The 15,451-nt window shown below is 35.6% G+C and carries 13 protein-coding genes and 1 tRNA gene; 7 read left to right on the forward strand and 7 right to left on the reverse strand.

Going from position 1 to position 15,451, the window contains the following annotated elements; translation table 11 throughout:
- Positions 1-178: 178 nt before the first annotated feature.
- Complete coding sequence (locus tag A9G24_RS04645; protein WP_065637979.1) at positions 179-667, reverse strand: NADAR family protein; 489 nt, start codon at positions 665-667, stop codon at positions 179-181.
- Positions 668-1,322: 655 nt separating this feature from the next.
- On the opposite strand from A9G24_RS04645, the gene A9G24_RS04650 reads away from it, so the two are divergent.
- Positions 1,323-1,399: transfer RNA gene (locus tag A9G24_RS04650), tRNA-Met, on the forward strand.
- Positions 1,400-1,438: 39 nt separating this feature from the next.
- On the opposite strand, the gene metF is transcribed toward A9G24_RS04650, so the two are convergent.
- From metF to A9G24_RS04670, 4 genes are all read right to left on the reverse strand, one after another.
- Positions 1,439-2,314 carry a methylenetetrahydrofolate reductase [NAD(P)H] gene (gene metF, locus A9G24_RS04655; protein ID WP_065637980.1) on the reverse strand — a complete coding sequence of 292 codons (876 nt, stop codon included), beginning with the start codon at positions 2,312-2,314 and terminating at the stop codon, positions 1,439-1,441.
- Positions 2,315-2,446: 132 nt separating this feature from the next.
- A complete protein-coding gene (gene metE / locus A9G24_RS04660) occupies positions 2,447-4,720 on the reverse strand; it encodes a 5-methyltetrahydropteroyltriglutamate--homocysteine S-methyltransferase (RefSeq protein WP_065637981.1) in 2,274 nt (757 codons plus the stop codon).
- A 175-nt stretch (positions 4,721-4,895) separates the two neighbouring features.
- Positions 4,896-5,447 (reverse strand): YagU family protein, encoded by a 552-nt coding sequence (locus tag A9G24_RS04665; RefSeq protein ID WP_065637982.1) that lies wholly within the window; start codon positions 5,445-5,447, stop codon positions 4,896-4,898.
- A gap of 597 nt (positions 5,448-6,044) precedes the next feature.
- A complete protein-coding gene (locus A9G24_RS04670; RefSeq protein WP_065637983.1) occupies positions 6,045-6,608 on the reverse strand; it encodes a hypothetical protein in 564 nt (187 codons plus the stop codon).
- Positions 6,609-6,912: 304 nt separating this feature from the next.
- Between A9G24_RS04670 and recN the strand changes: the two genes are divergently transcribed.
- The 5 genes from recN (at position 6,913) to A9G24_RS04695 (ending at position 11,779) form a co-directional block, all read left to right on the forward strand.
- The gene (gene recN, locus A9G24_RS04675; RefSeq protein WP_065637984.1) at positions 6,913-8,574 is read left to right on the forward strand and encodes a DNA repair protein RecN; all 1,662 of its coding nucleotides are present in this window, start codon (positions 6,913-6,915) and stop codon (positions 8,572-8,574) included.
- Between the two features lie 51 nt (positions 8,575-8,625).
- A complete protein-coding gene (gene coaBC, locus A9G24_RS04680) occupies positions 8,626-9,852 on the forward strand; it encodes a bifunctional phosphopantothenoylcysteine decarboxylase/phosphopantothenate--cysteine ligase CoaBC (RefSeq protein WP_065637985.1) in 1,227 nt (408 codons plus the stop codon).
- On the forward strand, positions 9,836-10,294 hold the full coding sequence (dut, locus tag A9G24_RS04685; RefSeq protein WP_065637986.1) for a dUTP diphosphatase: 459 nt from the start codon (positions 9,836-9,838) through the stop codon (positions 10,292-10,294). The genes coaBC and dut overlap by 17 nt, the downstream gene beginning before the upstream one ends.
- Complete coding sequence (gene slmA / locus A9G24_RS04690) at positions 10,291-10,884, forward strand: nucleoid occlusion factor SlmA (RefSeq protein WP_065637987.1); 594 nt, start codon at positions 10,291-10,293, stop codon at positions 10,882-10,884. Before dut ends, slmA begins: the two co-directional genes overlap by 4 nt.
- A gap of 61 nt (positions 10,885-10,945) precedes the next feature.
- The gene (locus A9G24_RS04695) at positions 10,946-11,779 is read left to right on the forward strand and encodes a mechanosensitive ion channel domain-containing protein (RefSeq protein WP_065637988.1); all 834 of its coding nucleotides are present in this window, start codon (positions 10,946-10,948) and stop codon (positions 11,777-11,779) included.
- Positions 11,780-11,837: 58 nt separating this feature from the next.
- On the opposite strand, the gene cysE is transcribed toward A9G24_RS04695, so the two are convergent.
- Together cysE and A9G24_RS04705 are read right to left on the reverse strand one after the other, a co-directional pair.
- The gene (gene cysE / locus A9G24_RS04700) at positions 11,838-12,599 is read right to left on the reverse strand and encodes a serine O-acetyltransferase (protein WP_065638036.1); all 762 of its coding nucleotides are present in this window, start codon (positions 12,597-12,599) and stop codon (positions 11,838-11,840) included.
- 188 nt (positions 12,600-12,787) lie between these two features.
- Positions 12,788-14,029 carry an oligosaccharide MFS transporter gene (locus tag A9G24_RS04705; protein ID WP_065637989.1) on the reverse strand — a complete coding sequence of 414 codons (1,242 nt, stop codon included), beginning with the start codon at positions 14,027-14,029 and terminating at the stop codon, positions 12,788-12,790.
- A 208-nt stretch (positions 14,030-14,237) separates the two neighbouring features.
- Between A9G24_RS04705 and A9G24_RS04715 the strand changes: the two genes are divergently transcribed.
- A complete protein-coding gene (locus A9G24_RS04715) occupies positions 14,238-15,242 on the forward strand; it encodes a LacI family DNA-binding transcriptional regulator (RefSeq protein ID WP_065637991.1) in 1,005 nt (334 codons plus the stop codon).
- Positions 15,243-15,451 lie beyond the last annotated feature (209 nt).

Raw genomic sequence — 15,451 nt, forward strand, 5'->3', positions numbered from 1 at the left:
AATGAAAAAAATGAATTTAACGGCAACGTATTAACCAGAAGTGGGGAGTAGGCAAAGTCAAAAGTTTTGTCAAGAAGTTTCAGGTAACTATGCGTTTAAGTATAAAAACTAGTTGTTTAGGCAAAAAATAGACCTAAAAAGCAAATATTCATCATCTATTTTAATGACTAAATTTAGATTACGCTTTTAGAGCCTCTCTCACTTGCATCAAAACTTTACCAAGTAGGTTTTTGCCACGCCATTTCGTCATATTAAATCTCATTTCGTCATCAATGCTTAAACCAATTCCCCAAATCTTGTCATAAGGGCTTGCTTCGGCTAACACTTTATCTTTGGTGGATAATAGATATTGTTTAAGCTCATCATTTTGCGAAAACTTGGCATAATTACCGGCAAAAACAATCTCTTTTTTATGCTGATTCCAGATATTTTCATCAAAATGACGTACTGCTTGCCCCAACTTTTTTTGCATTTTAGATGACGGAATAGATAAAATGGCGTTAGCACTGTCGATATCTTTAAATAACAACGCTTTAGAATACATCATCCACTGTTCTGCACTAGTAAATTGAATATTATCAATAACAAAATGGCAAGGATACCACTGAGACAAATAATGATCAGGGCTAAAAAAGAAAATCATTTTCTTCTTTCCGACGTGTTTCATCGATTGAAATCGCTCCTTTTGCAAAATAGAAAACCTAAAAATAAATCAACTGACCAATACAATCTAGCTGTTGATAAAAATGATAAAGATTGTATTGGTTTTATCGCATGATTGCCAATTTAAAAAATCGGTTATGAGTAATCAGCTCTCATGTTAATAGCTAGTTTTGCCTATGTCTGTTTATTTTCAATATTTAAAAGGCAATAAAAAATTTAAATATGAATGTTTTGTAGGTGATGATAATAATCTTGAATATGATAAAAAAATCATTAAGTTATCCCCGCAATATTCTCTCACTTATGCTAATAAAACTAGGCTATTTTTAGCATAGAGTCGCAATAACAACCTTACTCTTTTGTGTAAAACTTGCGAATCCTGATAAAAACCACTTAGGTATGGCATTGATCTTATTGAAGTTTCCTTTAACATTTTTAAGTAAAATCAAAAAGTTATAGAGTGATTGCTATTTTAGTGTAGTTAGGTTTCTGGCATATTCGGTTTTGACGAAAATAAAAATACAGGTCAAAACGTTTAGGCAGATGTGTTTATGTAAAAAAATACGCCATATTTACTCAAGAATGTTTAAAAATGTGGCATTTGATTTAAATAGGTATTGCTTTATTATTTTATTACTATAAGATAACTATCTCTTTGACGCGGGGTGGAGCAGCTTGGTAGCTCGTCGGGCTCATAACCCGAAGGTCGTTGGTTCAAATCCAGCCCCCGCAACCAATTCCTATCAATCCTTGATAAATCCTTTTTTCATCATCACTATTTTGATTTTGGTACAGCTAATAACGTTGCGACAGCTTCGCTAATGCGTCTGGCTATGTAGCTATTGTTCATAGTGTATAAATGAATGCCATCCACATTTTGTGAAACTAAATCAACAATCTGATCAATTGCATAAGCAATACCCGCATCACGAAATGCATCAGGATGATGTTCATATTTTTCCATCATTTGTTTGAATTTTTTCGGTAAATTCACCCCACACATCGATACCATTCGCTCAATTTGGTTTTTATTGGTCACTGGCATAATGCCTGCTTCGATCGGCACATTAATGCCCATATCGTGCGCTTTATCTAAAAATGCATAAAAATAGTCATTATCAAAAAATAGCTGCGAAATCAGTTGATCAGTACCAGCATTGACCTTTTCTTTTAAGTGGATCAGATCTTGTTTTAGAGTTGATGCTTCAAGATGACCTTCTGGATAACATGCACCAATCACATTAAAATCGCCGTTTTCTTTAATAAATGTCACCAGTTCGCTGGCAAAACGAAAATCATCTTTAGGCGGCACATTCGGGCTGATGTCGCCACGCAAAGCAAGCACATTATCAATCCCAGCACATTTAAGATCGTGTAGGATTTTTTGCATTTCGGCTTTATCAAAATTGATCCCCGGTAAGTGCGCAACACTTTCGATGCCATAAGTATGTTTAACCGAATGCGCAATATCAATGGTGGTTTGACCATTTAAGCTACCACCAGCACCATAAGTAACACTAATAAAATCGGGCTTAAAATAACCAAGCTCGCGCAGGGTGCTATAAATGGTTTCTAAAGGTGATGTTTTTTTAGGAGGAAAAACTTCAAAAGAGAACACCGTTTTTTGATTAAATAATAGATTTGTTTTCATTTGTATCATCCATTCGTTATATCACTTATTTTCCTTATTAATATTTCCGCCACCAAAATAGGTGACGGAATTTTCAGGCTCGTAAAGTACGATGTCTTAGTAAATAAGCTCAGTTTTTTGTAAAAACAGTGCCTAATTCAGTGTTTTTCTTACTGCTAATGTAGCCTCAACAAGATGCTGTAAGCTTTCAACGACTTCTTTTTCGCCACGCGTTTTTAATCCACAGTCTGGATTAATCCATAATTTTTGCTTATCAATCTTCGCCAGTAATTTTTCGATCGTCGCTTTAATTTCAGCAACAGGCGGAACGCGTGGCGAATGGATATCGTAAACACCAGGTCCAACTTCGGTTTTAAAATTATTAGCATTAAGCACATCAATTAATTGCAGATTAGAGCGAGAAGCTTCGAACGAAATTACATCAGCATCCATTGCATCAATATCTTTAATGATGTCAGCAAATTCGCTATAACACATATGTGTATGAATTTGGGTATCAGCTTGTACTTTGCTGTGTACTAATCTAAATGCCGGAATCGCCCAATCAAGATATTCGCTGTTCCAATCCGCTTTACGCAGTGGTAATTTTTCTTTTAAGGCGGCTTCGTCAATTTGGATAATCTTAATGCCAGCCGCTTCAAGATCTAACACTTCATCACCAATGGCCAATCCAATTTGGAATACTGATTCTTTTTGGGAAATATCTTCCCGTGGGAATGACCAATTTAAAATGGTGACAGGCCCTGTTAACATTCCTTTAACTGGTTTATCAGTCAGGCTTTGTGCATATTTTGAATATTCAACCGTAATCGGTTTAGAACGTGAAATATCACCCCAAACAATCGGTGGCTTAACGCAACGTGTACCGTAAGATTGCACCCAAGCTTTTTCGGTAAACACAAAGCCATTTAAGCTTTCACCAAAATATTCGACCATGTCATTACGTTCAAATTCACCATGCACTAACACGTCAATGCCAATTTCTTCTTGCAATTTAATACACTCAGCAATTTTTTGTTGGTTAAATTCAGTGTATTGATTCAAACAAATTTCACCTTTTTTAAATTTAGCACGATTTAAACGCACATCAGGCGTTTGCGGGAATGATCCAATGGTTGTGGTTGGTAATAATGGTAAATTAAAGGCCTTTTTCTGCGCTGCTTCACGCACTGAAAACTCAGGTAAACGGGTAAAATCAGACGCGTTTAATGCCGCCACTTTTTGGCGAACCGCTTGGTTTGCACCTTCACGTTCACGGGTAAATAGTGTTTGATTAGCTTTATAAGCAGTGTTATTTTCAGGATTTGCATCATTAAATAACTGACCAAGTTCAGCAAGCTCTTGCAGCTTTTCTTGGGCAAAAGCAAAATAAGCACGTTGTTGAATGGTTAATTTGGTTTCATTTTGCAATGTATAAGGAACATGCAGTAATGAACAAGATGTATTTATCACAATATTTGTGGCTTTTTGCTTGATTTTACCAAGTAAAGCTAAGGTTTTTTGGTAATTATTTTTCCAGATATTTTTACCATTAACAACACCAGCAAATAACACTTTATCAGCAGGGAAGCCATTATTTTCAAGTAAAGCAAATGACTGTTTACCTTCAACAAAATCAAGCCCAATCCCATCAAAAGGTAAAGCGACAAGTTCTTTATAACAATCACGCACATCACCAAAATAGGTTTGTAGAACAATTTTGGTGTTACCTTTAACTGATAAAATCGCTTGATAAAGCTCGGTAAATAAGGCGATATCGTCTTGATTAAGATCGGTTACTAAAATTGGCTCATCAATTTGGATCCATTCAGCGCCAAGCGTTGTGAATTTTTGGATGATCTCTTGATAAGCTTTAATAATATCCGCTTTAAAATCAACAAACTGTTTTTTACCTAAATACTGCGCTAATTTAAAAAAGGTTAATGCACCAATCACAACTGGCTTGGTTTGCACGCCTAGCGCTTTAGCTTCTTGATATTCATCAAAAGGTTTCGTACCTGTTAACTTAATCTGTACTGAATCTTCAATTTCAGGCACTAAATAGTGGTAATTGGTATTAAACCATTTTTTCATAGCCAGCGCACGCACATCACCTTTTTCGCCCTGATAACCACGCGCCATCGCGAAATAGCGGTCAAGTTCAGATAAACCTAAATCTTGATAACGTTTTGGAATGACATTCAACAAGCATGCGGTATCAAGTACGGCATCATAAAATGAAAAATCATTCGATGAAATAAAAGCAATTTTTTGTACCACTTGTTGTTTTAAGTGCTCGGCGCGTAACGCCTTGGCTTCGTCTAATAATTCAGCTTGGGTTTTATTGCCTTTAAAATAGGCTTCTGTTGCAAATTTAAGTTCACGAAGCTTACCAACACGAGGATATCCAATAACAGCAGTATTCATTTTTATTTCCTTTTTATCATTTTTCTTTAGTGATAAAAAAGATAACAAAAAAAACAGATATTGAATAATTCTAGTTTTTTATGGATTGTTATAGTTTTTAACTATGACAACTAAAATAAAAAATCCCACTATTTAAATAGTAGGATTGAACATTAACAGATGAAAGCTAAGCCAGTTATTGGCGCCAGTTACCATGAATTGGTCTTGTAAAATGAGCAAGTACCGCAATCATACACACTTCGATCGATGCTCCCCAATAGATATGACCTAGAATTTCACTCCAAAGTTCATAACCATTTAAATTCCATAACCAACCAACCGTACCTTCCGCATCATAAGCAGGATGGCGGAAACCAAGCAATGGAATTAAAAAGCCGTGCATCACAACGGTAATAATAATGCCGTACAATGCCCCATACCATAAGCGGATTTTGTTGCAATAATATGCACCTGCAACATAAACAAAGGCAAAAGCAAAACTAAATAACCAGTGATAAAGTGTCACCGCACCTAAAACGCTTGCCCCTTGGTAAATATAATCAAGCGAGTGGGAATTAATCCCAAGCCAACCAAGCCACGCATCAATATGTGCCGCTGGTGGCGAAATTTCGCCAGGTACGCGCGGAGGCATATTGACCTCTGAACCCCATTTTACTAATGAACTAAAAAATCCGCCAATAATGGTGGTCCATATAATAACTTGGCGATTTGTTTTATTTCCAAACATACTGGGTATCCCATAGTTAAAATAAATACGTCATCGGATTATACTCCACAGCAGTAGATAAAAGAAGAATAAAAGGGATAGGCTGATTGTAAAAGTTATTGGAATGATGGGGGTAGTTACATTCATTGGTTAAAATAATCCTTGAAATCTTTATAAAGTGTTTTATGCCACCTTTAGGCAAAGGTAATTTTCAAAGCAATTAGTCCATGTTGTTGAAAAATAATCGAGCATAACCACTATGTAAATCTAGCTTAAATAAATCATTGAATGTGATTATTTATTATTAAAACGGTATAGAATCCTGAATATTTTTTACAACAATATAATTTAAAATGTGAACAGTTGGAATTATTTGATTAATAAATATTCAGTATAAATAGAATGTGTTATATTATTTTCGTGTGATTTTACAATGTGATCGGGTGGGTGTTAAGTTGACTTATCATGGTAAATCCTTATGAGTTGTACCAATTTGTTGAGTTGTTGAATAGATTTGTACGTAAAAAGTTGGCAGTTTAGAATATTATCAAGATTTTAGAGAGTACGCAGTTAAGGTGATGGAGGGAGCAAAGTAGAATTGGCCCTATAAGTAGAGTCTTATATTTTAATAATCATTGAAGTAAATTCAGCTAACCAATTTTCATACGATAATACGTGTTTAACTAATCCTCTTATATCAGCAATATCATATATAGCATAAAAAATTGCATCAGAGGGACTTATTTGTTTGAATATCTTTTTCATGTCTATTGGATCATTTGTCATAAAAACTATTGCATCTTGATTAGGAATTCTTTTTGCCGCAAAATGAGCAAAAATATTTCTATGATTTCTTCGAAATTTTATTTCTTCAAGTTTCTCTTCTGCTTCTTTTCTTTGTTCATGGCTTAGGTTTAATTCTGAAAGACAAGATATAATTTTATTAACTAAATTAGGAATAATATGTAATTCTTTTTGACTTGTAATTAAAATTCCTTTTGCTTTTAATATATTAAAACAACGCCTAATGTTTAAATCAATAAAATTGTCAGTTTGTATATACATACCTAATATTCTAAAGTCTTCATTAGTTAAATTTTCTAATAACTCAACTTCAAAATTTTTTAATTCATTTTCCAATGCTAATATTTGTTCAGTCCTAAATTCTTTTGGTAATCCCATTTTATTTCTCTTTATTTAACTTTTATCGAAGAATAATCAGTCAATCTAACTTAGAATCAATTATCCCTTTACACTCTGCTTACCGTAATTGATGCAAAACTCAACTAACTCATTTTTTTAAGTTGCATCTAATCATTATTATTAATCTTCATACGACAAAATAATTTTATCAATCTCCCTATACTTGAACACAAGCTTCCCTCCCAAAACACCTCAAAAAATAAAAACAATCACCTGTATTTATTTACAGTGCTTTTACTGCTATACTGCCAATATTATAACTAGTCTTATGTATTAATTTATTATGATAACTCAACTAACTATTAATAATTTTGCTATTGTGGATCAACTTCTTGTTGACTTTACTATGGGGATGACCGCTATTACAGGTGAAACGGGCGCGGGGAAATCTATTGCTATTGACGCATTAGGATTATGTTTGGGTAATCGTTCTGATGCCTCATCTATTCGGCATGGTGCTGATCGTGTTGATATTTCAGCTTGTTTTGTGCTTGATGATACGCCGGCTGCATTTGCGTGGTTGAGAGAAAATCAGCTTGATGAGGGCAATGAATGCATTTTACGCCGAGTGATTAATCAAGATGGGCGTTCTAAAGCATTTATTAATGGTCGTGCGGTACCTATTTCGCAATTAAAAGATTTGGGGCAAATGTTGATTCAAATTCATGGGCAACATGAACATCAGCGCCTGTTACGCAGCGATTATCAACAGTTGTTACTAAATCATTATATGAATGAGCCCACCTTGCTTGCCCAAATGCAGCAAGCCTATAAACAGTGGAAAGAAGCAACACGAGCCTACCAGCAATACCAAACCTCACGACAAGAGCGTGATGCGCATATGCAACTTTTGCAATATCAGTTAAAAGAGTTAAACGAATTTTCACCAATTTCTGGTGAATATCAACAAATTGATGAAGAATATAAACGATTGTCCAACAGTGAACAATTAATCAATCTAAGCCAACAATCTGTGATGTTGTTAGATGAAGCCGATGAATATAACGTCAGTAATTTGCTCAGTAGTGTTAAAAATAGTGTTCAAGAATTGGTTGAGCTCGATCCCACTTTACATAATGTTTGTAACATGCTTGACGAGGCTTCCATTCAGATTAAAGAAGCCAGCTACGAACTTCGTCACTATAGTGAACGTTTAGAGATTGATCCAGCTCGCGTTATGCAACTTGAACAGCGATTATCTAAACAAATTGCTTTAGCGCGTAAACATCATGTTGCCCCCGAAGCATTACCTGATTTGCATCAAACCTTGTTGGCTGAATTTAAACAGCTAAATCAGCAAGATGAACAAAATGAACAACTTAAAACCGATATTAGCAAATACCATCAACTCGCGGTTGAAATTGCCGCTAAATTGCATCAAAAAAGGATCACAATAAGTAAAACTTTAGCCAAAAAAGTGACCACCATTATGCATGAACTATCTATGCCAAATGGACAATTTAGTATCGATATCGCTTTTGACGAAAATCGATTAAATGAAGATGGCACCGATCAAGTCATCTTTTTAGTCAGCACCAACGCTGGTCAAAATCCACAACCGCTTGCTAAAGTGGCATCTGGTGGTGAATTATCACGTATTGCCTTAGCCATTCAAGTTTTAACAGCGCAAAAAATGGATACTCCTGCTTTAATCTTTGATGAAATTGATGTTGGTATTAGTGGTCCAACTGCCGCTAAAGTGGGGCAACTATTAAGGCAACTTGGGCAATCGACCCAAGTAATTACCGTCACACACTTACCACAAGTGGCAGGGCAAGCAAATCAGCACTATTTTGTGAGTAAACAAACAGATAGCAAACAAACCTCAACCGATATGCAAAAATTGGATGAAAATGGACGGTTAAATGAGTTAGCCAGATTATTAGGTGGCGATAAAATTACAGAGGCAACATTAGCCAATGCAAAAGAGCTACTTATTATCTAACTGAATTGTGGTAATATAGCGCTTTCATCTTGATGTGAAGGAAGCTTGATCATGAGTCTATCGGGTAAACATATTTTGTTAGGCATTACTGGTGGCATTGCTGCGTATAAATGCCCTGATCTTGTTCGCCATTTAAAAAAAGCAGGTGCGCAAGTGCATGTCGTGCTGACGGATTCTGCTAGCCATTTTGTGACTAAAATGACCCTGCAAGCTGTTTCTGGCAATCAAGTATCTTGTGATCTCTTTGATCCGTCGGCCGAGCTTTCTATGAGTCATATTGCACTGGCCAAATGGGCTGATTTAGTCTTAATTGCGCCAGCAACTGCCAATATTATTGCCAAAATGGCCAATGGTATTGCTGATGACCTGTTATCAACCATTTGCTTAGCCACGCCAGCACCAATAGCCATTGCTCCAGCAATGAATCAACAAATGTATAAAGCTGTGGCGACTCAACATAATTTATCAGTATTAGCCTCAAGAAATACCTTGATTTTCGGACCAGATAGCGGGTTCCAAGCCTGTGGTGATATTGGATCAGGACGTATGCTTGAGCCACACGCAATTGTTGAAGAAATTGCACACTATTTTAAAGCAACTTCAGTACTTTCAGACATATCCATTACCATTACAGCAGGCCCAACGATCGAAGAAATCGATCCAGTTCGTTACATTAGTAATTACAGTTCAGGAAAAATGGGCTTTGCAATTGCAAATGCAGCCGCTCAAATGGGTGCTACAGTCACATTAATTAGTGGACCAGTCCATTTAGATACGCCAAATGATGTCAAGCGAATTGACGTTAAAAGCGCTAAACAGATGTATGATGAAGCATTAAATTGCGCGCAAAAATCAACTATTTTTATTTCGTGCGCGGCGGTTGCCGATTATCATGCCAAAACAATTGCGCCACAAAAAATCAAAAAAACCAGCGATAACGACGAACTTATTATTGAATTAGTAAAAAACCCCGATATTGTCGCAAGTGTCGCAGCACTAAAAACGAATCGCCCTTTTGTGGTAGGATTTGCAGCTGAAACTCATGATGTCAAAACTTATGCACTAAAAAAATTAATCACAAAAAATCTAGATTTAATTTGCGCTAATGATGTTTCAGACAAAACCATCGGCTTTAATTCTGATCAAAATACATTAACGCTATATTGGCAAAATGGTGAGCAAACGTTACCATTAAGCAGTAAACAACAATTAGCAACACAGTTACTTCAAGCTGTTATAACACGATATAAAGCGAGTCATGATGAAAAGAAAAATTGATATAAAAGTATTAGACCAACGTTTGGGTAATGAATTTCCACTCCCTACCTATGCAACCGCAGGATCTGCTGGTATTGATTTACGCGCGATGTTTGATAAAACCACGGAAATCAAACCCGGCGAAACTATCTTAACGCCGACGGGCTTATCAATGCATATTGCCGATCCTAGTTTGGCTGCCTTAGTATTACCTCGTTCAGGGCTTGGTTCAAAAAATGGTATTGTGCTTGGTAATTTGGTTGGTTTAATCGATTCTGATTATCAAGGCCAATTATTTGTTCCCGTTTGGAATCGTAGTCAAACACCTTTTGTTATTGAGGCAGGCGATCGAATTGCCCAATTAATTATTGTTCCGGTTGTACAAGCCGAATTTAACATTGTTGATGAATTTGTTGAGTCAGCGCGTGGAGAAGGTGGATTTGGGCATTCGGGTAAAAAATGACTGTGAGTAGCAAAAATAAAAATCGTAAAGAAGATATCTTACAAGCATTGGCAAAAATGCTTGAATCCAATGAAGGCACTCAACGAATTACAACGGCCAAATTAGCCGCAACAGTAGGTGTGTCTGAAGCAGCGCTATATCGACATTTTCCAAGCAAAACAAAAATGTTTGAAAGCTTAATTGTTTATATTGAAGATATCTTGTTGTCGCGCATTAATGTGATTATTCAAGATGAGCCTAATACCTTTACGCGTTTACAACTTATTCTTGCGTTGATATTGGGCTTTTCTGAAAAAAACCCGGGATTAACCAGAATTATGACCGGTCATGCATTAATGTTTGAGCAAGAACAGTTACAAGAGCGGATTAGCCAACTATTTGAACGCATTGAGACTCAAATTAAACAAGTTTTACGTGAACGAAAAATTCGTGAGGGAGTGGCTTTTATAACAGACGAACGGATTTTATCTAGCCAGTTATTAGCTTATTGTGAAGGTATGATGGCGCGTTATTCTCGTTCAGGTTTTAAATATCTACCCACCACTAATTTTGATACACGTTGGAGTTTATTAGTTAAACAATTGGTTTAGCCAAATTTGCACTAAAACACATTAACAGAAATTTCTATTCCCTATTACCGAGGATAATAAGATGAATTTTGAAGATTTCTTAAATCATACCCTTACCTTTATCAAACGATATGATGGGGTTGTATTTAGCTATATCGCTCATTTCTGCTTTGCTATTCTTATTTTTGTTATTGGTAGAACGATTGCTAGATTTATTAGCAACCAATTAAAACGGATATTGTTCAACCGACACGTTGATCCGACCGTTGTTAAATTTGTCAGTGCTTTGTCTTATTATGCCATCATTGTCATGACATTGGTTGCCGTTTTAGGTCAATTAGGCGTACAAACGGCGTCGATTGTTGCTGTTATTGGTGCCGCTGGTTTAGCGATTGGTTTGGCATTACAAGGTTCGCTATCTAACTTTGCCGCTGGGGTTATTTTAATTATTTTTCGTCCATTTAAAGTTGGTGAAACTGTTGTCATCAATAGCCAGCAAGGCGTTATTGATTCTATACAAATCTTCTCAACCTCTATTGTTACCCCAACGAATGAACTTGTTGTGATCCCGAATAGTCAGGTAGTGAGTGCCAACATTATTAACTATACACGTTTACCTGAAAGACGTTTAGATTTGGTAATTAATGTGGGTTATAATTCAGATATTCAAAAAGTTTATCAAGTATTAAAACAAGCCGTTGATAAAACCAATAATATATTAACCACCAAAGAGCCAACCATTCGATTAGATGTGTTAGATGCTTCCTCAATGAATTTTAATGTTTTAGTTTGGACATTAAATGAAAATTACGGCACCGTAAAAGGTGAATTGCTTGAAAATATCAAAAATGGGCTAACTGAAAATAATATCAATATTCCATATCCAACCATGGATGTAAACCTTAATACTAAGTAACAGTTATACAAAACGCCGTCGATATCTATTAACGGCGTTTTGTATTATTTAATAACAATTAAATATCTTGATCCATATTTAAAGCTGGCTTGTCGCAATCAGGGCAACCCACCACTTTTGCTGGCACGCCGGCAACGGTGGTATGCGGAGGCACAGGATCTAACACAACTGAACCCGCACCAATTTTAGCTCCTTTGCCTATTTCAATATTGCCTAAAATCGTGGAATGCGCACCAATCATTACGCCCTCACGAATTTTTGGGTGGCGATCACCATTTTGTTTACCCGTGCCACCTAAGGTGACGGATTGTAAAATAGAAACATCGTTTTCAATTACCACGGTTTCACCAATCACAATGCCTGTTGCATGATCAAACATCACCCCATAGCCAATTTTTGCTGCTGGGTGAATATCTACCCCAAACACTATCGCAATCTGGCTTTGTAAAAAAATCGCCAATGATTTACGATTTTGCTGCCAAAGCCAATGAGCAATTCGATAAGCTTGTAGTGATAAAAAACCTTTGTAATAAAGCAGTGGCGTTGAATAATAATGAGTTGCTGGATCGCGAATATAGACAGCTAGAATATCGTTTATTGCGGACTGAATAATATTTTCATCAGCTTTATATGCTTGCCGAGCAATTTCACGAATTTCAATAGCCGGCATAACCTGAGAAACAAGCTTATTAGCTAAAATATAGCTTAAAGCACTACCCAGATCTTCATGATTGAGCAAAGTTGCATGGAAATAACTCGCCAGCATTGGTTCACTTTCGACTAATGTCGATGCTTCTTGTCGAATGGCTTGCCATAACATCTCGGGTTTAACGACTATTTTTGCATCGTTCACGACACGTTCCTGTACACAATAACTAAAATTGTTAACATTGTTTCGCAAACTTAACCTAGAAGCAAGTTTTGTATTCATTTATCACCACGTTAAAAAGCAAAATGGAAATTCCATGTTTCCATTTTGTTATTATTGTTAGCGCGAATTTAAGATTATTATTGTTTTGATTTTTGCTCATCGCTTAAAGTAAATATTGCTATCACCGAAGTCAGTAAAACAACACCGGCAAGGACATAAAATGTTGTCGAATATCCGGTATTATCAAATAATTTACCAACTAGCCATGACAACCCAATAACGCCAAGATTGGATGAAATATTAAACCCAACTAAATAAAGGGTCGCCGATAATCTTGCATCAAAATTACCCACAATATATTTGAACATTGCCAAAATAAATAATGGTATTTCGATCGCATGAAAGAGTTTAACGAAAGAAATCAAATAAATATTATCCAATGTTGCCGATAACGCAATTCGGCAAATCATAACTAGGGCTGCAACTAATAATGATTTTTTAGCCCCCATTTTGTTAATAAAATAAGGCGCAATAATCATACAAGTTGCTTCTAAAAAGACTTGGAAAGAATTTAAATAACCATAAACTTGATAACCATCTTCTTTCTTTTCAAAAAAACTGGTATAAAAATTCGGAAATAATTGCTGATCATAGATGGTATAAAAGCTGTAAGTACCAATAACAAACAAGACAAACAACCAAAATTTTTGTAAGCCAAATAGTGAGAAAATTTCACCCATTGTGGGTATGGACGATGTTTTTTCTGTTAAAGCAGTATTGTTATTTTCGGTCTGCGATCCTTGATAGTGTGTTGGCTTAAATACAATATTAATAACTAAAAAGATAGCGGCAACCACCGATGCCATCCAAAAGTTAATATGCGGATCAATACTAAATAAAATACCCGCAACAAAGGTGGCAGCCGCATAACCAAACGATCCCCAAAAACGCGCAGGACCAAATTCAAAACCAAATAATCGACTAATACGTTCAATAAACGAATCAATCAAAGCACTACCTGAAATAAAGCTAGCACTTAAAACAGGGGCTCCGATACACACACCAAAAATGAAATCATTTTTCAATAAAGGCTCATACACATAAATTAAGAATGGACCAATAAGTACCATAATAATACTTTGAAAGGTTACTACCGCTTTTCCTATTTGTAATTTATCTTGGATAATGCCATAGAAGATCATAAAAAACATGGCTGCGGCAGAATTAGCTGCATAAACAATACCTAGCTGTTCGCCCGATAAGCCTATTTTACCTTTTAACCAAATGGCATAAAAAGACCACCAAAGCGACCAAGCAGCGTAAAACGTAATAAGGTAACCAGACGAGAACCAATAGTTTCTATTTTGTATCATATTCATGTTTATTACTCTTATATTGTTGAAATTTGATGAAGTTTAACGTTAACATGTTAATGTTAACATTATGACCATATTTAATACGAAATAGATAGAATCGATTATCATAAATGTTAACCTCCTCACACTTTTTATCATTTATATTTGTGGTATCATCTCCCATAAGTAATGACCGATAATAATTTTATCTTGTTAAGCAAAAGGATTAACAATGGCTTCACTTAAGGATGTTGCAAAATTAGCATCTGTTTCACTGATGACGGTTTCACGTGCAATAAATAATCCTGACAAATTAAATAAAGAAACTTATAAACGCGTTAAACAAGCTATTGAGCAACTTAATTATGTGCCTGATTTATCGGCAAGAAAGATTCGTGGTGATAACTCGGGACCTTCTGCTATTGGTGTTTTAGCATTAGAAACCGCCATGACACCGTTTTCAGTAGAATTACTCCAAGCCATAGAAAAAACTGCTCAAAATCATGGATGGAATACCTTTATTGTTAATTTATTTGATGATAAAGATGCCGATCATGCCATTAATACCCTACTGTCATATCGCCCTAACGGTATCATCTATACCACAATGGGATTAAGAAAAGTTGAACTGCCTGAAAAGTTATTAGATAAAAATGTTGTATTAGCTAACTGCATAAGCGATTCAAAGCAACTTGCTTGCTATATTCCTGATGACTATTTAGGTCAATATCAAGCCATGCAACAAGTCATAAATAAAGGCTATAAAAAGCCGTTATGTATCTATTTATCAGAAAACACATTAGCAGGCAAAACCAGACGTAAAGCCGTTGAGCAAGCGTGGCTCGATGCGGGTTACCATTTAAATGCTATTACCAGTTATCACACCTCAATATTATCAGATGACCTTGCACAAGAATATATGATGACGGTTGATATATTGAAACAACATTGTCATAAAGCACCTGATTTTGATGTACTGATTTGTGGTAATGATCGAATCGCTTTTGTTGCTTATCAATTTTTACTCGGTCAAGGATTAAGTATTCCAAATGACATTGCTGTATTAGGTTACGATAATATGGTGGGAACGGGTGAACTATTTTATCCACCATTAACGACAGTCCAGTTGCCTCATTATGAGATTGGCCAACAAGCAGCGTTACATATTATTCATGGCAAAAGCCAAAAAGAGATAATACAGGTAGCATCACCTTATTTAGAAAGAGCCTCTTTGTAATTGAAATAAAATATATTAGCTCAAACCAAATAAAGGCATAAAAAAAACAGATCTGAAACATTGTTTAACCCCCCAATCCCATTTTCAATTTTGTCTATTTTGCTTTTAATGATGACGGTTAATTCCGTCATTAAATCCTATAATAAATAGATCTATTGCAACGGCATCATTTAAATTTGCATGGTTAGATTAAAATTTTTAAAGCAATA

The organism is Gilliamella sp. App6-5 (genome assembly GCF_001690525.1).
GTDB classification, from domain to species: Bacteria; Pseudomonadota; Gammaproteobacteria; order Enterobacterales; family Orbaceae; genus Gilliamella; species Gilliamella apicola_H.

Coding starts and splice junctions, on each gene's coding strand:
- A9G24_RS04645 (WP_065637979.1), bottom strand. CDS start 667: ATGAAACACGTCGGAAAGAAGAAAATGATTTTCTTTTTTAGCCCTGAT.
- metF (WP_065637980.1), bottom strand. CDS start 2,314: ATGAAAACAAATCTATTATTTAATCAAAAAACGGTGTTCTCTTTTGAA.
- metE (WP_065637981.1), bottom strand. CDS start 4,720: ATGAATACTGCTGTTATTGGATATCCTCGTGTTGGTAAGCTTCGTGAA.
- A9G24_RS04665 (WP_065637982.1), bottom strand. CDS start 5,447: ATGTTTGGAAATAAAACAAATCGCCAAGTTATTATATGGACCACCATT.
- A9G24_RS04670 (WP_065637983.1), bottom strand. CDS start 6,608: ATGGGATTACCAAAAGAATTTAGGACTGAACAAATATTAGCATTGGAA.
- recN (WP_065637984.1), top strand. CDS start 6,913: ATGATAACTCAACTAACTATTAATAATTTTGCTATTGTGGATCAACTT.
- coaBC (WP_065637985.1), top strand. CDS start 8,626: ATGAGTCTATCGGGTAAACATATTTTGTTAGGCATTACTGGTGGCATT.
- dut (WP_065637986.1), top strand. CDS start 9,836: ATGAAAAGAAAAATTGATATAAAAGTATTAGACCAACGTTTGGGTAAT.
- slmA (WP_065637987.1), top strand. CDS start 10,291: ATGACTGTGAGTAGCAAAAATAAAAATCGTAAAGAAGATATCTTACAA.
- A9G24_RS04695 (WP_065637988.1), top strand. CDS start 10,946: ATGAATTTTGAAGATTTCTTAAATCATACCCTTACCTTTATCAAACGA.
- cysE (WP_065638036.1), bottom strand. CDS start 12,599: ATGTTATGGCAAGCCATTCGACAAGAAGCATCGACATTAGTCGAAAGT.
- A9G24_RS04705 (WP_065637989.1), bottom strand. CDS start 14,029: ATGAATATGATACAAAATAGAAACTATTGGTTCTCGTCTGGTTACCTT.
- A9G24_RS04715 (WP_065637991.1), top strand. CDS start 14,238: ATGGCTTCACTTAAGGATGTTGCAAAATTAGCATCTGTTTCACTGATG.